This window comes from Aliivibrio thorii (assembly GCF_057368585.1).
In genome coordinates, this window is record NZ_CM170655.1 from 529769 (window position 1) to 548451 (window position 18683).

Sequence of the window (18683 nt, forward strand, 5' to 3'; positions counted from 1 at the left end):
AGCATGATCAAGGGATCACATCCTACTTGATCATGCTTCTGGATCAATAAAAAACTTATTGAATGGCTTTAATATCTTCAGCCATTGATATTAGAGTTGATAAGATCTTCTCCCCATCGACTCGCAAGCCATTGTGCTCATACTCACTGGTCATCCATGCTCTAGAGTTAGGAATAGACTTTAACGTTTCACGTGAAAAATCAAACTCAACAAACATGTCATTAACATACGTTGCTGCCGCCACGGGTACTCTGTTCTTTGCTAATTGATCAACATTGTATAAATTTGGCCAATCAGACTTTGCCGCCAAAAGCTCTGCAGCCTCTTTTAACGGTTTTAAGGTTTCAAGCTGGTCAAAGAACCATGGATAGACCATTTCACCGGTAAAACGCAATGAAGCGCCTTTTTGATGGTTAAATTCAGGGTAACTCTCTCTAACTCGGTGTGCAGACCACTTTGAAGCATAATGTTGGCAATAAATCGACTCATGTAAAATCGCATACAGTGGATTAGTTAAATGCGCTTGTTGTGAAAGTACATAATTTAAAAAGCCATAACCTAACTCTTGTTGGCCATTTACATCTACAAAAGCTGTTTCTAATTGGAAATAGAGCTCTTCTGGTCCTCCCGCCATACCAAAACAGATCCCCATTTTTTGAAATTGCTCAACGGTGAAGATCTGGCCATTAGGTAACGTCACCGAGTGATCTAGTAAGCGGTTCGCAATGCGATCACACAGCTCTTGCGCTCGTGGGAAGCGATCAAAGAATTCACTATTTTTATCTAACGTACGCTTATATGTCGCATGGTAAACATCATCAATATTACGTGTAATAGAAGGGATCCCACCAGTAATATACGAAGCCAGTAAACTCTCAGGAAACATAGATAAATATGTTAGAGAACAGAAACCACCAAAACTCTGGCCAATAATCGCCCATTTATCAACACTAAAATGCTTTCTAATCGCTTCAGCATCACGAACAATATTATCGGCTCGAAAGTGGCTTAAATATTCTGCTTGTTTTATCGGATTTAAGTGTTGGATCGTTTGAGTTGTGATCGGAGAGCTTAATCCCGTACCACGCTGATCCAATAAGATCACACGATATTGTTCTAAGGCACGCTTTAACCAACCAGAATTACTGAGTGGACGAGCAGCAGGGAAACCTGGCCCACCTTGAAAATAAACTAAATATGGAAGATCAAGATCGCTATTTTCTGCTTTTACTAATTCTCGAGCATAAACGGAAACATGATCAGGGGTAGCAGTGTAATCATCGTAATTAAGAGGCAAAGAAAAATGATGAGATTGATACTTTACACCATCAAGATAAAAAGCGGGTTCTGAATGATTGAGCATGATATTTCCTTATATCAAGCTTACTTAGCTACCCAAAGATAAACTAAGTAAGCTATTATTTTAGTTATCTATTTTTTATTATTTTTCAGCAGCGACTACTGATATTTCCACAAGAAGAGCTTCACGAGCCATACTCGCTTCAACACATGCACGTGCTGGAGCGTGACCTTCTGGTACCCATGCATCCCAAACAGCATTCATTTCAGCAAAATCTTTCATATCTTTAATGTAGATCGTCGCAGATAGCATGTGCTCACGTGAACTGCCAGCTTGTTCTAATAATAGATCCACTTTATCTAGCATTGTCTGAGTTTGTTCTGCGATGTCTTTTGTTGCATCAGCACACACTTGGCCACACAGATAAATGGTTCCATTATGTTTCACAATACGGCTCATACGTTGTTTTGTTTCTTGACGTTCAATCATACTTACCTACTTCTAAAATATTAAGGTGTAATTTAGAGTGCTAGAGTAATAAAAAATAAAAGAAAATACGAGGACTCTTCGCGTTAAAGCCTTATTTCATAATGGAAGAATGATCATGGTCTCATAGGATACGGGGAGTGTGAAGAGGATTTATCGCTAGATAAAAAAACGGCGAGCACTAAGCTCGCCAATACGATTATTGAAAACAATAAAAGTTAGATGTGTAACAATATGAGCCAATCTTTCGATTGGTAAAGGACAAAGGTTGTCTATTCGTTTTTAATGATAACCTTCATCCCTATTCTTTTGTCAGCACCTTGTCAGAGTATAGCTATAAAAATGTCAATAGACTGACTATCCCGCCATTTCATCCAAAGCTCGTAAAACGTCTTGATCATAGTTCTGAGAGTAAACTAATTTACTGATCTTCCTTCTTACCGCAAGACCTGCGATTAAGTTCTCAATAGATAAGTGTTTTCCATGATCTTGACTGTTATAAAATTCAATCGTTTTACTCAATGTTTCGTAAGGTAATATTTCTCCCCCTACTTTTAAGTAATCGAGCTTCTCTTGCAATTCTTTACACTCTTCAGAAATCGATGATGAACTGTGTCCAGTCATAGCAGACAACGCCGTAATACTTCTCTCTAATGCTTGTTCTGATGTGTATTTGGTTAATGTGATAGTCAACTCATCAGCGTTAATCTCAGCAGAATGCTTACGCAGTTTCACTCGTCGACCTAAACGGCCGGATTTATTAGCCGTATTACGTTTAATAGGCTCAAATTCACCATCAATAATTGTGGAAAGTTGATCAAGTTGCTGCTTAGGCATGATCTCATTACGTAATGGATTTGGCATTGTTGGTGCCATATTACGTTTTCCAGCATTTGTGGTTCTTGCTCGAGAATAACGGATCACCTCTTCAGGATCGCAACGAATATCTACCTGATAATCTGGTAATTTTTCATTACTATCAAGCATCGAGATCGTTAAATGGTAACCCCAAAGATTTACAATAAATAACTCATCAGTCACTTTATCTTTGGCGAGTTTTTTTAATTCTCTAATGAGATCTAAAGAAAATCGTCTCCAATCAACGTTACGAGCGAGTTTTTGGTTTATTTCGCTTAGGAGTAGGTTGTCAGTCATTCGGCGCGCTAGGCGGCTTCTGAAGAAGCTATAGAGCTGAAATACTAACGTATGTTGCTTCAAGATCTCTGGTGGGAATAAAAAGAAGTAATCTTTGGTCAATAATTCATCATAAAATGACGGTTCCCAAACCAAAATATACAAATTAGGTTTAATTTTAATTTCACCGTCTTTGCCTTCTTTTGGTGCTTCATCTGATGCTGTAATCGTTCTAGCTAAAAAACGGAAACGATCACTTTTGAAGCCTTTAGGCATATTTTCACTGAGCCAACGTCCTGTAAGCTCATGAAGTTGAAAATCTGTAAACTCAATACGATCAATACTTTCTCGGATAGAATCACGTGCAGGACCGGAATCTTTTTTCCCACGTAATGTTAAAATATCAGTAATGTAAATTGGGGTTTTATTCCCCATCGTTTTGGTTTGAATGTGATAATCGTCTTGGTGATGATCATGATATTGGACTGTCAGTGTAAACAGAGCAAAAAGAGTCATTAGATCATCAACTGTCATGATATTTTTTGATGACCTTGTTTCTATAATTGCTTTTGTTCCAGAAATCGCAACCATTGCTTTTTGATAATTCTTGCGTGTTCGTGGTGGTGCTAATGCTTGGTCTATGATCCCTGCCCAATTTGTTGGAGATACAACAAATTGATCAGCTTCATCTCTCATACTTGGAGGGATCGCTAATCCATGTTCTGTTAAAAACTGACGATTCACTTGAGTTTGAGCTAATGCTTTTGAACGTTTTTGTTTTTCTTGTTCATGACTTTGTTCGGACTTTAAGCTAGTAATACCTAGCGTTGAAATTAACTGCGATGGATTAATAAATTTATGTAACATTGTTTTGCCTGCTAATCCTTGTTCGAAACGAACTGGATATTGTTCGAATAATCCGATACTTACCGCAGTACGTAAACGTTGTTGGATAGCTGCTCGTGTTAGATGTCCATCTGTTGTTTCTATAATTTCAGTTGTTGAGACTAAACCATCAGTGGATGAAAATCCTTTTAACGAAATTAGATTCATTAATTCTAAAATACTTTTTGTGACACCTTTAAAATGTTGATATTGAGTGATCCAATCAACTAAGTTTGTAGGTATCTCAAATAAGTGTCCTCCCTTGTGATCTCTAGGAAGAGGAATGTAGATCTTTTCATTATCTGCTGTTTTTATATGATTCATTTTCAACTGACATTCATTGTATTTTAATCATTCTTTCGTATAGGTTAAATGAATTGGATCTTTAAAGAAAGAAAAAAATTATTATTCTTTTAAATTGATCTTTATGATTAATACTGATCTATATGATTATATTGATCTATGATCTGGTTGGTTTTTTGCTTGTAAGTTATTGTATATATAAGCTTTATTTTTTTTCGCAATGAAAGTATGATCAAGAGTTTTTAGAAAGCATGATCAATACAAGTTCGGAGCTATGATCACTAATATTCAAAAGCATGATCATCGTTAACATGAATCCATGATCATGAATATTATTGAAGAATGATCATGGTATTTGCACAAGTTATCCACAGATTGGATCTTCGACCGCTAATTTATTCCTTAATTTTTAGTCATTGATGCTTTTCTTAAAGTTTTTTTGTTTATAGATTCAACCTGAGCTCTATTTTGTTATTTTGAGTTTTATTTTCAACGAGTTTAGATCTAATTTAATACAAACTATGGATCCAGAAGAATGATCAAGTTGTATTTTGAATTTATCAATCCTATGTTTTATGAAGTGATCCTTTAGGAACCCTTATAGAATATACATTTACTGTAATTTATCTGATTGTTATCATGCTTCCGATAAATTTGTATTCTTGATCATGCTTCCTTTAAATTAAGTCCAATTTACAGTACATATATCTTCATTTCCCTATAATTCATACCTTGATCATGCTTCATTTTATCTAATTTTTAGTTCCCTTTTATCTCTCCATAAGATACATTTTTATCATTATTTTTCCCGTTTTTTTTATTGAAAATACAAGCTCCGTAATATAGGGATTTTATTTCACGCTTCCGTAGAAATTTACACTGTAAATCCATGGTAGGTGACACTGTAACACTTTTGTTATTTAGACTTTATCCATTAGTTATAGAGATAAAATCGTGATCTATTTAACATAAATAACAGCTTTGTTAGTTATTTTTTCTTTTTAATGTATATCACATTATTAAATTCATGTTCACCAATTTGTTGTAATTGACCTTCATTGCTGTACAATTAATTTCATAGTTACATTAATGGCGAATATTATGAACAGAGAAAAAACCATTGCTAATTTAGCTGCATTGGCAGAGCAGACCCAACAGGTACAATCCGACCGTATCGAACTGGTTCTTGAAGAAAGAAATAACGAACATTTCCCTCCAATGTCAAAAGCAATGATGGAAACTCGTTCTGGCTTAACAAGAAGAAAACTTGATGAAGCAATTACTCGTTTAGAGTCTGAGGGTCATCAATTTACGAAGAATAATGCAAATCATTATTCGATTTCATTAACAGAAGCACATATGTTGATGGGTGCGGCAGGAATGCCAGCGTTTCATGAACAGAAAAAAAATGTGAACAATAAGCCTTGGGTTGTAAATGTTCAAAACCAAAAAGGTGGTACAGGTAAGTCAATGAGTGCAGTACATCTTGCTGCTTGTTTGGCGCTAAATTTGGAAAAGCGTTACCGTATTTGTTTAATCGATTTGGATCCTCAAGGGTCACTACGTCTTTTCTTAAACCCTCAAATTAGCGTTTCAGAGCAAGATACCATCTATTCAGCTGTTGATATTATGCTGGATAATGTCCCTGAAAATGAAGTTATTGATGGTCAGTTTATGGCTAAAAATGTACTTCTAAATACACAATATCCGAACTTGAAGACTATTTCTGCTTTCCCTGAAGATGCGATGTTTAATGCAGAAGCGTGGCAAGATCTATCAACAAATGGTTCATTAGATATTGTTAAGTTATTAAAAGAAAAGGTTATAGACCCAATTGCAGATCAGTTTGATGTGATCATGATTGACACTGGGCCACATGTTGACCCATTAGTTTGGAATGCAATGTATGCATCGAATTCACTGTTAATTCCATGTGCAGCAAAGCGTTTAGACTGGGCATCGACAGTTAACTTTTTCCAACATCTACCAACTGTATATGAAATGTTCCCTGAAGATTGGCATGGACTAGAATTTGTTCGCCTGATGCCAACGATGTTTGAAGATGATAATAAAAAACAAGTTTCGGTACTAACTGAAATGAATTATTTATTGGCGGATCAAGTGATGATGGCGACGATTCCAAGAAGTCGTGCATTTGAAATTTGTGCCGATACCTACAGTACTGTTTTTGATTTAACCGCGGCTGACTTTGAAGGTGGTAAGAAAACGTTAGCTGTTGCTCAAGATGCAGTGAAGAAAAGTGCATTAGAGTTTGAGCGAGTACTTCACAGTCACTGGAATTCGTTAAATAAAGGGGAGTACTAATCCATGGCAATTAAAACTTCAGACTTAAATGCTAAGTTATTTGGTAAAACAAATAAGCGCAGAGCGACGACTCCAGTAGAAGCACAAAAAGCAGCAAAATCTCAAGCTCAAGTGATTGAACTAGCAGTTGCTGGTGAAGATATGGTGACCTTTGAATTACGTAAAATTCCAGCGAAAGACGTGCGTAATTCGACGGTTGTTTTTGCCGAAAATGCTCGTGAACAATCATTTCTAACTGAGCATGCTTTATCGGATATTTTAACGACACTACGTGATCGTGGACAGCAATATCCTGCTGTTGGTCGTATTGTTGAAGGTGGAAAAATAGAGGTTCTTGACGGTAGCCGTCGTCGTATGTCATGTATTTTGGCAGAGCAGGACTTCTTAATTTATGTTGCTGAAGGCATCAATACTACGCATGCTAAGTTTCTTTCTGATGTCGCCAATGCGCATAAACCGTTATCACTGTATGAGCGCGGTAAAGAGATGCATGCAATGCTTTCTCGAGGCGATGTTGCTGATCAAAAAGAGCTAGCTAAAGTATGCCAGTGTAGTGAAGCATTAGTGAGTGGTGCATTAAAAGCCGCGACATTACCGTTAGAGCTGCTTCAAGCGTACCCAAGTGTTAGCGAAATTGGTCGCCCTACCGTAGTTAAGCTTCATAAGCTCTATAATACGCTCTCTGAAGAAGATCAAAAAACCTTACTTGAGCAGTGTGCTGGCGAGCAAGGAGCCGTCTGGACACGTTCTGCTGCGCTTGGTGTTAGCCGAATGACTAAAGAAGTGACAGAACTTATTGAGGTTTGGGTTGAAGACTTATTACCAAAAAGAGAAGCGGCCAAGCCATTAAGCACTGAATTGGTAAAAGGTCGTGCATCATATAAGCGTAAAGGCTCTGCTCTAATACTTAACCTGAAAAAAGTTGATGACGCATTAATGGAAGATATCCTTGCCTATATTAGCCAAAAAGTATCTTAATAGGTTTTATTCGCTATTAATTGTTTAATAAAAAACGCCGGATTTAGTTAACTAAGTCCGGCGTTTTTTTATATTTGAATCTTTAGCTTCAAATTACACTAATGGCGCAAGGTCCGCTGGACGATAGTTTACTGATTTTAAAACCTTACCTTGCTTAATTACTTTGTTTTCTAATTCTACATTTTTAGCGCATTTAGCAATGATGAATCCACCTTTTTCAGTCGACATCAGTTCAATGCCTTGCTCTGCGTAGAACGTTTTTGTTGCTTGGTATTCATCTTCTGTTTTACACACTTTACTCATATTGCTTGAATGAACTTCATCCCAACACGGTACAAAATTGATGTCTAAGTTTTTTGCAACGTTCAATAGAAGGTCAATTAAGTATGAGATACTTAAATTGTCTTCTAAATTCTTCGTTCCTAAATGTACCGCACGTCCCATTAAGACATAAACTGTATCCACAATAGCATCAGCTTGTTCAATTTTACTGTCTGCTTCTGCTAATTCCGTTAACTCTTCGATTGCTAACGAGGTGTGTAATAGATCATTTTTTTCATCTAATGATTCAGGTGCTTCTACTGCTAAGTCAAAGGTACTTCTAAATTGTTCAATGTCTTGATATAGCTTTTGGTAGATAGGTTGAGTAAGTTGACTTAAATGCATGGTCATTCCTAAATGATGAAGGCTTAAATGTAATAAGCATTATACCTTCTCCGGATTTGTCTCGTCATACTTTCTTTTCTTAATAGATAGAAAATATTCATCTCATGCTACAATTTATGCATAATATCTTCTTATGTTAATGGACTTTTCTGCAATGCTTTCTGCGCTGTCATTTCTAAATACGTTATCTTCTTATGCTGCGAGTGGTTATATCCGTTATCCCATTTTGCTTGAAGGTTCAAAGCTATGGTGTGAGTCATTATTAGATTCTTTTTTTATTCAGCAAAGTTCTCGATTTACTAACGTTGAATTATACGGTGATTTAACTATTCCTGGGCATACGGCTTTTCCTATTAAGTCTGCTTTAAAGAAATTAGGCCAAGAAACCGATTGTTTAGTTATCGATATTTCTCATGAATTTAATGCGAATGCTATTAATGCAGTATGTGGAACCGTTGTTGGTGGGGGGGTAGTTTTTTTTATTCGTACTAATACCTCTTCACTTTCTCCTGTGGTTAGTCATTGGTTATCGCAATTTGTAACTCAAATGGTGTGCTTAAAAGAAACAGGTTCCGATTGCGTATTACCTGAAAATCCTCTTTTAATTGATGATATGCCTAAATGGGATGATGCGGTTTATCGTTCATCGGATCAAGAGATCGCAGTAAGTGCGATTCAAAAAGTAGTTACAGGCCACTCAAAGCGGCCATTAGTCATGACTGCCGATCGTGGGAGAGGTAAGTCATCAGCCCTTGGAATTGCAATTGCTGAGTTAGCAATGGAACGCTCTTTAGTTATTGGTGTAACGGCACCACAACGTGCAAGTGTCGATGAAATCTTTATACATGCTGAACGTATTGCACGATTGAAGAATGTTGATGTAAGTAATCAAAAAAATAAATTAATGATTAATGATACTCAAATTGTTTATATCGCCCCTGATGAATTATTGAGAAACCCTCAGTATTTAGATTTATTGTGTGTGGACGAAGCCGCTGCTATTCCTGCTCCTATATTACTTTCTTTAGTTGAACAATATTCACGTATGGTTTTTTCCACAACGATTAATGGTTACGAAGGAACTGGGCGTGGTTTTGAAATTAAATTTAAGAAGCAGTTAGCACAATTGCGACCTAGTTATCGTTCTATTGAAATGCAACAACCGATCCGATGGAGTATTAATGACCCACTTGAGCTTTGGTTGTCTGCTGTTTTCCTATTAAATCATCTGGAAGATCTATCCTCTTCATGTGAAGAGTTGTCTCTATCATCGATAGATTACTTTTCTTTATCTATTTCAGACTTACTAGATAATGCTGAACTTGCTCAATCTTTATTTTCGTTACTTGCCTCTGCTCACTATCAAACATCTCCTAATGATTGGTTATCATTATTAACGGATCCAACACTTTCTTGTTGGATAGGTGTTGATACTGACTCAAAAAGGTTACTTTGTTGTGCTTTATTATCAAAAGAAGGCGAGCTAGATAGTGATTTAGTTAATGATGTTCAATATGGGAAAAGAAGACCTAAAGGGCATTTAGCGCCTGTATCTCTAACCCAAATATTATGTATTGATGAGCCAGCACTTCAAACTAGCATTAGAGTGATGCGAATCGCGGTTGCGGTTGGGTATCAACATAATGGAATTGGCTCTCATTTTATAGAAGCGATTGAAGATTATTACTCAGAAGAGGGGATCAATTATCTCAGTACTAGCTTTGGCTCAACACCTGAACTTAATAATTTCTGGCGTGCTCTTGGTTTTGAATTTGTTCGTTTAGGCATTAGTAAAGATAAAGCCAGTGGTACGCATTCCTTATTAGCTGTGAAATCATTAAGCAATGATGCAGAGACCTGGTTACCTGCAGCTAAAGAGTATTTTAGAACCTCTTTTCCTGAGCAGTTAATGTCTACTTTTTCAGATTTGAATTATGATGAAGTTCTCAGCTTACTTGCGGATATTTCTGATATAGAGCCAATAAGCTCTTTAATGAAAAAACGCATTACTATTTTTATTGAAGGGGGAGGAGGTTTTGAATTGCTTCAGTATGAATTACGTCATTTTGTGTTATCTAATATTGAGGTCTTATCTTCGTTAAGCAATCAACAACAAAAAGTTGTTATTACGAAAATAATTCAGAGTCATGATTGGCATTCAGTTATTGCTCAATGTGAGCTAATTGGCCGTAAGAATGCAGAAGCAGTACTTCGAGAGTGTATCAAGGTCATGGTTCATAATTTACAGTGTAAATCCTAATTCCTTTGATTTTAAATCCCACCTTAATTTACAGTGTAAATCGATTCCCCTAATTTTAATTTACACTGTAAATCAACCTTATAAATTCTTTTCTCATTTTGTAACCAAGTCCATAAAATATAGACAATTAACCTAGTGAGTTATTCATAAATGCTATATTCTTAATGTAATAAAAATGTTATTCATTTATACGATGTCTAGGGATACAGAAATGAATGAAAAAGGATTTAATAATTTAAAAAAAGAAGAGCTGGATTTTGTAGACGATAGAACAGCTGCTTTACTTTTAAATACGCCAGCAAACGCTAAAATAATTTTATGGATAATTGCTATTTTCTTCGGCATCGCGATTGCTTGGGCATCGTGGGCTGAGATCGACAAAGTTACTGTTGGTCAAGGTAAAGTGATTCCTTCATCTCAATTGCAAGTTGTTCAAAACCTTGAGGGTGGACTAGTAAAAGAGATGCTAGTCAAAGAAGGCGATAAGGTGACAAAGGGTCAACAATTATTATTAATTGATGATACTCGTTTTCGCTCTGATTTTAGAGAAAGGAAAAAACAACTAATCAATCTTACTGCAAGTGCAATGCAATTGTCTGCTTCAATGGACAGTATTTTAATTCAAGATATTAATAGTAAAAAACGCTGGAAAGAATCAGTAATTCTATCTACTGATAAATTAAAATTTGAAGAAGAGTTTATTAAAGAAAATCCAGTTGTAGTTAGAAGACAAATGGCCGAATACAAAGCGGACATGAATAATTTAAAAAACCGCATTAATGTATTTGATCAGCAAGTCAGACAAAAGCAACAAGACCTCGTTGAAATCAAATCTCGTGTTAGAAGTTTAAAAGGAAGTTATGGGCTGGCTAAGAAAGAACTAGATATAACTAAACCGTTAGCAGACGAAGGTGTTGTTCCTAGGATTGAGCTTCTCAAGTTACAGCGACAAGTTAACGATACAAAACGAGAGTTAACGTCGACTGAATTAAAAATCCCAGTATTAACTTCAACCATTCAAGAAGCGGTATTAAACCGAATAGATGCAGCCCTTAAATTTCGTTCAGAACAGCAAGAAAAATTAAACAGCATACAAGATAAGCTTTCTGCGTTAACAGAGTCACAAGTTGGATTGAAAGATAAAGTAAATCGAACTATTGTGCTTTCTCCTGTAACAGGGACAATTAAGAAAATCTATATTAATACCGTCGGTGGTGTTATTCAGCCAGGTATGGACTTAATTGAGATTGTACCTACAGAAGATACTTTGTTGATTGAAGCTAAAATCGCACCACAAGATATTGCTTTTTTAAGACCGGGCCTTCCTGCTATTGTGAAATTTAGTGCTTATGATTTTACTCGTTATGGTGGGTTGAAGGGAACGTTAGAGCATATCAGTGCTGATACTATTCAGGATGAAGAAGGAAATAGCTTTTATCTGGTTCGGGTACGAACTTCGCAAGAAGATTTAGCAGAGAAAACACAGTTTTATATTATTCCGGGAATGACAACTTCTGTAGATATTATTACTGGAAAGCGAAGTGTTTTAGATTACTTACTTAAACCTATAATTCAAGTGAAAGGGTCTGCATTTAAAGAGTGATAATGAATAAGGAGAGTAATAAATAATGAGAGCTAAGTGGTTATTCATTATCCCTCTCACTATATTCTCTCTAGCAACAATCGCTTTAACCAAACAAGATAATCTTTGGATTAAAGCAGTAAAAGAAGAGTATGGGGAGAGAGCATCAAGGCGAGTTAATGCTTGGCGTGAACTCATATCAGAGTTAGATAATAAAAAAGAGAAAGAACAGTTAGTCGGTATTAATCAATTTTTTAATCAATTGTATTTTGTCGATGATATTAAGCTTTGGGGGAAAAAAGATTATTGGGCTACGCCACTAGAGTTCTTGGGAAGTAATGCAGGAGATTGTGAAGATTTTACTATTGCAAAATATTTTTCTTTATTAGAACTTGGCGTACCGGATAAAAAATTAAGATTAATTTATTTGAAAGCGTTAGAGCTAAATCAATTTCATATGGTGTTGGCGTATTATCCAACACCATCTTCGATCCCTTTAATTTTAGATAATATAGATAAAGAAATAAAGCCAGCCACAGAGCGTACCGATTTATTACCTATTTATAGTTTTAACGGTCAACATCTGTGGCTAATGAAAGGTAAAGGAAACGGACAACAGGCAGGTAAATCTTCGCGACTAAGCTTATGGAATGATTTACGAGCAAGAAATAAAGGCCTGAGATTAAACCACCCAATTATAAATTATGATGAGTAGCCAAATGACATTATATAAACAGCTAGTATCATGGATGACAGCCGTCTTTTTAATATTAATGATCTCTGTCTTTGCCATTGAATTTTTTAATACAAAAGCATTTTTGGAAAACCAGCAACGCTCGGAAGTAAATAATAGTATAAATACTGTTGGTTTAGCACTGGCCCCATATCTAGAAAACGAAGATAAAGTTGCTGCTGAATCTGTTATTAACGCTTTATTCGATGGTAGTTATTATTCTGCTGTACGTTTAACGTTACTCAGTACTAATGATGAGATAGTTAGAGTTTATCCATTAAGAATAGATACAGTGCCCCAATGGTTTTCTGATCTGCATTTATTTCGTGTTATTTCAGAAAATCGTACTATTACTAGTGGCTGGTTACAGCTGGCAGAAGTAGAGATTGTGACTAACCCTGCTTATGCTTATCAACAGTTATGGTTGGCATTTACGCAGCTACTAACTACTTTTGCAATCATTATGTTGGCCGGCGTTATTATCATTGCTTTTGTTGTTAAGAGGGCATTAGCACCATTACAATTAATAATTGTGAAGATGAAAGAGGTTTCTGAAAATAATTTTAGTAATGAATTAGAGAAACCAAAAACGAAAGATCTTGAAGCTGTGATTGTTGGTATAAATTCCATGTCATCTCAAATAGCACAAAGCTTTAAGTCCCAAGCAAAAGAAGCAGAGAAGTTGAGAGATAAAGTTTATCTTGATCCTATTTCAGGATTAGGGAATCGAGCTTTCTTTATGGCTCAACTTAATACTTGGTTATCTGAATCAGCTAAAGGTGGTATTGCTTTATTTAGAGTTAATTTTATAAATAAAGTGTATGAAGAAGAAGGTTATGAAGCTGGAGATGAAAAAGTTAGAGAGCTTGCGGATTTGTTAAAAATCACACTGCCTTCAACAAATGTCATCCTTACTCGACTTAACTCTTATGAATTTGGTTTTATTTTTCCAAATATAGAAGAAGAAGAACTGAGATTAGCCGCAGAAAATATTATTGCGTATACCCAAGATATTAAAGGTGATCCAACCGCTACTGCCCCTATTGATGCTAATCTTGGTGTTGTATTTAATGAATCAAGAAAAACAACAACAGATATATTATCGTTAGCTGATAATGCTCTAACTCAGGCTCATACGAGTCCAGAATTACTCTTTGGTTATATTGCAGATGAGAGTGAGCATGAGTTAATGGGTAAACAACAATGGAAACAATTTGTTGATGAAGCGATAAATGAGCATTTGTTTGATTTTACATTGCAACTAGCGACAACCCGCGGTGGTGCTGTTTTTCATCAAGAAGTATTTTCTGCTATTGAAAAAGATAATCAACGATACTCTGCTAATCAATATTTATTTGCTCTTGAACAATTGAATGAAACAACTTCTTTTGACCAGTTTGTTATTCGTTCTATGATTGAGCGTATTGTTAGCGGAGAAATAACTCAACCAGTTGCTATTAACTTAGCGAATCGAAGTATTGAGGATCCAAGTTTTGTTCGTTGGTTAACAAACTCATTGAAAAAGCATAAATCAATTGCACAGCTACTTCACTTTGAGATTCAAGAAACGTCATTTATTGATAATGAAGATCATACTGCATTATTGTGTAATGTGATTCGTTCATCAGGTTCTGAGTTCGGTGTTGATAATTTCGGACGAAATTTTGAATCATTAGAATATATAGAAACGTTCAGGCCTAAATACGTGAAATTGGATTATTTATTTACTCATCAACTTGATGATGAAAAGCAACGTTACATCCTTGCTTCTATTTCTAGAACTGCTCAAAATTTAGGGGTTATTACTATTGCGTCACGAGTTGAGAATAAAGAACAACTTGAGCTGCTCTCTGAACATCATGTTGATGTTTTCCAAGGCTTTTTTGTTAATGAAAAAGTAAAAGGTGAATAAAATGAAAGATTCATTACTGCATTCACTGTGCTACGTTGGCCGCTATTATGGCCAAGTTAACTCACCTGAGGCTTTGATAAATGGTTTACCCTTACAAGATGGTAAATTAACGCCTTTTCTTTTCTCTCGTGCCGCAGAGAGAGCTGGATTAGTTGCAAAAGAAAATCAAACTGAATTGTTAAAAATCCCTCAACTTGTATTACCCGCAATTCTTTTACTTAAAGGCGGTGAATCTTGTGTATTAATTGGTTTTGATGCTGATAATGAACATGCTGAAATAATAACCGCTAGCTCAGGAATGATGCCGATATCGATCTCAATAGAGGAACTTTCTATTCAGTATGTTGGTCGGTATTTTTTGTTAAAAAAGCAATTTAGATATGATGACCGATCCCCTGAAATATTAAAGAAGCGGGAAGGACATTGGTTCTGGAGTACTTTGTTTGAATCTAAACACATCTATCGTGATGTGTTTATCGCGTCTATATTGATTAATATTTTTGCTATTGCAACACCAATGTTTACACGGTTAGTCTATGACAAGGTTGTTCCTAATTTAGCTTTTGAATCATTATGGGTATTAGCGTCTGGTATTTTTGTAGTTTTTATTTTTGATTTTATTTTGAAATATGTTCGAGGCTATTTTATTGATGTTGCTGGTAAAAAATCAGATGTATTAATTTCATCTAAATTATTTCAAAAAGTATTAGGCATTAGGATGGAGGCTAGACCTCCGTCTGTTGGTGCTTTTGCGAGACATTTACAAGAATTTGAGTCAATCCGAGAGTTCTTCACTTCAGCTACGATAGCTGCATTGATTGACCTGCCGTTTGCTCTATTATTTTTGTTTGTGATTTATCTTGTTGCTGGCCCTATTGTTCTTGTTCCAATTGTCGGTATTGTTTTGTTATTGATCCATGCTGCAATTATCCAAGGGCCTTTGAAGAAGACAATAGAAGAAGGTTCTCGACTTGCCTCGCAAAAATATGCCAATTTAATTGAAAGCCTAGTTGGTTTAGAAACATTAAAGATTTTTAATGCTCAGAGTCAATTTCAATATAAATGGGAAGAAGCGGTAACTCATATTTCAAATTGGAGTATCAAAAGTAGACGTATTACTGATTCAATTCAAAATATGGCTGGTTTTGTACAGCAGGCGGTTAATATTGGAATGATCATCGTTGGTGTTTACCTTATTGCTAATGGTGATTTAACGATGGGAGCATTAATCGCTTCAACCATGCTTAGTGGTAAAGCTATTGGACCATTAGTTCAAATATCGCTGTTATCTACACGTTATAATCAAGCTAAATCATCAATGACGATCATTGAGCAATTGATGGCAATGCCTGATGAGCAAGAAGAAGAGAAGCGTTATATTCATCGCCCGATACTTCAAGGAAAAATTGAACTAGATAAGGTGAATTTTAGCTATCCAGAATCTCAAGTCGCAGCGGTTAGAGACATTAGCCTTACGATTAATCCTGGAGAAAAAGTAGCCATCATTGGCCGAATTGGCTCAGGGAAAACAACGTTAGAGCGCCTTATTATGGGGCTATATCAAGCCACAGAGGGTTCTGTTCGAATAGATGATACAGATATCTCTCAGCTTCATCACGTTGATGTGCGACGCAATATAGGCTGTGTACCGCAGGACATTACTCTATTTTATGGCTCTATTAGAGAAAATATTATTTTAGGGAGAGAGTTGTCTGATGATGCTGAAATGATGGATGCAGCAAACCGAGCTGGTGTTACTGCATTTACACAGCAAGATCCTGCTGGATTAGAGCGCCAAGTTGGAGAGGGGGGGTTATTACTTTCTGGTGGTCAGCGTCAATCAGTTGCGATTGCTCGAGCTCTTATTGGACGCCCACCTGTCTTATTATTAGATGAACCAACAAGTAGTATGGATAATCGTTCTGAGATGTTATTTAAGAACCAGTTATCACACTTAAAGCCCTCTGAAACCTTAATTTTGATCACTCATAAAACGTCAATGCTTGATGTCGTTGACCGTATTATTGTTATGGAAAAAGGACATATCATCGCTGATGGGCCTAAAAATCAGGTCTTAAATGAGTTGAAAACAGGAAAAGTAAGAGCGGTTAGTTAGTTATTACTTTAATAAAAAAGAGGCTGTGAATTCACTGCCTCTTTTTTGTCTACAATACTGTTATTTGCGTTCTATTTTTTCTTGCGTGTAAAGATATTCCATTCATTTACAACGTCACCTTTAAAACCAACAACAGTAGCAACAACACGACGGTTTAAAGCATGGCTAACAGCAGAATCGCCTTTTGCTGTTAGTAGGGTATCTCCAAAGCCTATGGTTTCTATTCTATCTGGTTCTACGCCATATTCGATTAATGCAACTCTGACTGCTGATGCTCGTAACTCTGAAAGACGAATATTATATTCAGCATTACCTTGTTGACTTGCAAAACCTTGCAGTTGGATTGAGGCTTCTTTATATTCATTTAAGAATTCAGCCATCGTTCTAATTTCACTTTTAAAAATAGGTGAAATTTCAGATGAGTTATTTGCAAAAAGAATTTTAAGGTCTTTTTTATCTGAATGTTCGACGTATTCAGCACAGCCATCATTGTCAATTTCAGCACCTCGAGGGGTTCCCGGGCAAACATCTCTTGCGTTAATTACGCCATCGTAATCATCGTCTCTTAGATCGGCAATTTGATCGGATTTTGGAGTTTCAATGTAATCTTTATCTCCAGATACACAGGCAGTTAAAAAAAGAGACGTAATAAGTGTTGGGTAAATTAGATTTTTCATTCTTATTTCTCCTCTTCTTCAGACTTGTTTGGATTCCATTCTTTTGGTGTATCTATCAATAATGAAGGTATAAGTGTGCCTGTTGCATGTAAAACTCTAAATTTTGCAAATTGTTCAGAATAATGGGCATCTAAATAAGACTTACGAGCTTCAAACAATTCATTTTCAGTATTTAATAAATCAAGTAATGTACGCTTTCCTATACGATATTGCTTCTCGTATGCAATAACGGTGTCAGAGGCGGCATCAACATGGTCTGCTAGAAACTCTTTTTGCTGTAGAGTTAAATCTAAAGCACTCCAAGAAAGGCGAAACCCTTCTTCAACATTACGATAAGCACTGTCACGAAGGTCTTTTGCCATATTTAATTGATATGCGCTTTTATCTGAAAGGGCACTGTCGCTACCACCGTTATATAAATTATAGCGCATGCGGATCATGGCAGAAAACTCATCACTATTTCCTTCTATACCACCAGCATCATCACGCCATGTTTGAGCAGCTTCTAACGAAAAGGTTGGATAGTTTGTACTTTTTGATTGTGCATATTGATATTTAGCAGCTTGGATATCTGATTGTGCAGTCAAAATAACAGGATGATGCTCATAAGCTCGTTCGATACCTTCCTGCAAACTTAGAGGGAGAGTATTAGCATCTGCTCGAGGATAAATTAGTGCCTGAGGTGGAGAGCCTACAATTTGTGTAAATACAGTATGTGTATCAAATAAGTTATTCTGAGCTGCAAGTAGGTTACCGTGAGCTCTAGCAATACGTGCTTCTATTTGCGATACATCAGCAGTAGAACCAATTCCAGAATCGGCTCTTTTTTTAATGTCTTTGTAGATTTTTTTATGAATAGCAAGATTACTCTCAGATAGAGCTAGAATTTCAGTTGCTTTTACTGCATCCAAATATACTTGAGAAACGTCTAATGCTTTATTTTCAGCTAAAGAAATTAGTTGTAAACGAGCTGATTCTGCTTCTGCATCAGTTCGGTCCATATCATTAATTGTATTCGAACCGTCCCAAATTAATTGGGTTAAGGATAAGGTCGCATCTTTACGTGTGAGATCTGTATCATTTTCACGCGCTGGGTTGATCTGCTCATAACCAATACCTGCATCTAAGTCAATTGATGGTAAATAGTTTCCAGAGACGCTATCACTATCCGCCACAAAACTTAGATAAGCATTATATGCTTTCTTTACTTCAGGATTGGTTGTTAGTGTTTGTGATATTGCTTGCTCTAACGTTTGTGCTTGAGCTGATACACTCAAAACTAGCAAGCTACTGTAAGTCGCAAGTTTCATCCATTTCAAAGTGTTT

General features: G+C 36.1%; 13 protein-coding genes. 7 read left to right on the plus strand and 6 right to left on the minus strand.

Annotated elements, in window-relative coordinates; all coding sequences use genetic code 11:
- Positions 1–55: 55 nt before the first annotated feature.
- The 3 genes from AC2IP4_RS16625 to AC2IP4_RS16635 form a co-directional block, all read right to left on the minus strand.
- Positions 56–1363, minus strand: a complete 1308-nt coding sequence (locus tag AC2IP4_RS16625; protein ID WP_375320033.1) for an alpha/beta fold hydrolase — start codon at positions 1361–1363, stop codon at positions 56–58.
- 78 nt (positions 1364–1441) lie between these two features.
- The gene (locus AC2IP4_RS16630) at positions 1442–1789 is read right to left on the minus strand and encodes a RidA family protein (RefSeq protein WP_375320032.1); all 348 of its coding nucleotides are present in this window, start codon (positions 1787–1789) and stop codon (positions 1442–1444) included.
- A gap of 354 nt (positions 1790–2143) precedes the next feature.
- The gene (locus AC2IP4_RS16635; protein ID WP_375320031.1) at positions 2144–4129 is read right to left on the minus strand and encodes a replication initiator protein RctB domain-containing protein; all 1986 of its coding nucleotides are present in this window, start codon (positions 4127–4129) and stop codon (positions 2144–2146) included.
- Positions 4130–5209: 1080 nt separating this feature from the next.
- Between AC2IP4_RS16635 and AC2IP4_RS16640 the strand changes: the two genes are divergently transcribed.
- Positions 5210–6433, plus strand: a complete 1224-nt coding sequence (locus AC2IP4_RS16640) for a ParA family protein (RefSeq protein ID WP_375320030.1) — start codon at positions 5210–5212, stop codon at positions 6431–6433.
- Between the two features lie 3 nt (positions 6434–6436).
- The gene (locus AC2IP4_RS16645) at positions 6437–7411 is read left to right on the plus strand and encodes a ParB/RepB/Spo0J family partition protein (protein WP_375320029.1); all 975 of its coding nucleotides are present in this window, start codon (positions 6437–6439) and stop codon (positions 7409–7411) included.
- A gap of 93 nt (positions 7412–7504) precedes the next feature.
- Here AC2IP4_RS16645 and AC2IP4_RS16650 read toward each other — a convergent pair whose 3' ends face one another.
- A complete protein-coding gene (locus AC2IP4_RS16650; RefSeq protein WP_375320028.1) occupies positions 7505–8077 on the minus strand; it encodes a nucleoside triphosphate pyrophosphohydrolase family protein in 573 nt (190 codons plus the stop codon).
- Positions 8078–8210: 133 nt separating this feature from the next.
- On the opposite strand from AC2IP4_RS16650, the gene AC2IP4_RS16655 reads away from it, so the two are divergent.
- The 5 genes from AC2IP4_RS16655 (at position 8211) to AC2IP4_RS16675 (ending at position 16680) form a co-directional block, all read left to right on the plus strand.
- A complete protein-coding gene (locus tag AC2IP4_RS16655; RefSeq protein WP_375320027.1) occupies positions 8211–10337 on the plus strand; it encodes a tRNA(Met) cytidine acetyltransferase TmcA domain-containing protein in 2127 nt (708 codons plus the stop codon).
- Positions 10338–10548: 211 nt separating this feature from the next.
- The gene (locus AC2IP4_RS16660) at positions 10549–11940 is read left to right on the plus strand and encodes an HlyD family type I secretion periplasmic adaptor subunit (protein ID WP_375320026.1); all 1392 of its coding nucleotides are present in this window, start codon (positions 10549–10551) and stop codon (positions 11938–11940) included.
- Between the two features lie 25 nt (positions 11941–11965).
- On the plus strand, positions 11966–12634 hold the full coding sequence (locus AC2IP4_RS16665; protein ID WP_105056540.1) for a transglutaminase-like cysteine peptidase: 669 nt from the start codon (positions 11966–11968) through the stop codon (positions 12632–12634).
- 4 nt (positions 12635–12638) lie between these two features.
- Positions 12639–14564 (plus strand): bifunctional diguanylate cyclase/phosphodiesterase, encoded by a 1926-nt coding sequence (locus AC2IP4_RS16670; protein WP_486311161.1) that lies wholly within the window; start codon positions 12639–12641, stop codon positions 14562–14564.
- Position 14565: 1 nt separating this feature from the next.
- Complete coding sequence (locus tag AC2IP4_RS16675; RefSeq protein WP_375320024.1) at positions 14566–16680, plus strand: type I secretion system permease/ATPase; 2115 nt, start codon at positions 14566–14568, stop codon at positions 16678–16680.
- Between the two features lie 71 nt (positions 16681–16751).
- On the opposite strand, the gene AC2IP4_RS16680 is transcribed toward AC2IP4_RS16675, so the two are convergent.
- Both AC2IP4_RS16680 and AC2IP4_RS16685 read right to left on the minus strand, forming a co-directional pair.
- On the minus strand, positions 16752–17357 hold the full coding sequence (locus AC2IP4_RS16680; RefSeq protein WP_105056543.1) for an OmpA family protein: 606 nt from the start codon (positions 17355–17357) through the stop codon (positions 16752–16754).
- Positions 17358–17359: 2 nt separating this feature from the next.
- Positions 17360–18667 carry a TolC family outer membrane protein gene (locus tag AC2IP4_RS16685; RefSeq protein ID WP_486307821.1) on the minus strand — a complete coding sequence of 436 codons (1308 nt, stop codon included), beginning with the start codon at positions 18665–18667 and terminating at the stop codon, positions 17360–17362.
- Positions 18668–18683: the final 16 nt, after the last annotated feature.

What these genes read in the sequence shown, in the direction of transcription:
- AC2IP4_RS16645 (WP_375320029.1), top strand. Translation starts at nt 6,437, where the DNA reads ATGGCAATTAAAACTTCAGACTTAAATGCTAAGTTATTTGGTAAAACA.
- AC2IP4_RS16625 (WP_375320033.1), bottom strand. Translation starts at nt 1,363, where the DNA reads ATGCTCAATCATTCAGAACCCGCTTTTTATCTTGATGGTGTAAAGTAT.
- AC2IP4_RS16655 (WP_375320027.1), top strand. Translation starts at nt 8,211, where the DNA reads ATGTTAATGGACTTTTCTGCAATGCTTTCTGCGCTGTCATTTCTAAAT.
- AC2IP4_RS16650 (WP_375320028.1), bottom strand. Translation starts at nt 8,077, where the DNA reads ATGCATTTAAGTCAACTTACTCAACCTATCTACCAAAAGCTATATCAA.
- AC2IP4_RS16685 (WP_486307821.1), bottom strand. Translation starts at nt 18,667, where the DNA reads ATGAAACTTGCGACTTACAGTAGCTTGCTAGTTTTGAGTGTATCAGCT.
- AC2IP4_RS16680 (WP_105056543.1), bottom strand. Translation starts at nt 17,357, where the DNA reads ATGAAAAATCTAATTTACCCAACACTTATTACGTCTCTTTTTTTAACT.
- AC2IP4_RS16635 (WP_375320031.1), bottom strand. Translation starts at nt 4,129, where the DNA reads ATGAATCATATAAAAACAGCAGATAATGAAAAGATCTACATTCCTCTT.
- AC2IP4_RS16665 (WP_105056540.1), top strand. Translation starts at nt 11,966, where the DNA reads ATGAGAGCTAAGTGGTTATTCATTATCCCTCTCACTATATTCTCTCTA.
- AC2IP4_RS16660 (WP_375320026.1), top strand. Translation starts at nt 10,549, where the DNA reads ATGAATGAAAAAGGATTTAATAATTTAAAAAAAGAAGAGCTGGATTTT.
- AC2IP4_RS16640 (WP_375320030.1), top strand. Translation starts at nt 5,210, where the DNA reads ATGAACAGAGAAAAAACCATTGCTAATTTAGCTGCATTGGCAGAGCAG.
- AC2IP4_RS16670 (WP_486311161.1), top strand. Translation starts at nt 12,639, where the DNA reads ATGACATTATATAAACAGCTAGTATCATGGATGACAGCCGTCTTTTTA.
- AC2IP4_RS16675 (WP_375320024.1), top strand. Translation starts at nt 14,566, where the DNA reads ATGAAAGATTCATTACTGCATTCACTGTGCTACGTTGGCCGCTATTAT.
- AC2IP4_RS16630 (WP_375320032.1), bottom strand. Translation starts at nt 1,789, where the DNA reads ATGATTGAACGTCAAGAAACAAAACAACGTATGAGCCGTATTGTGAAA.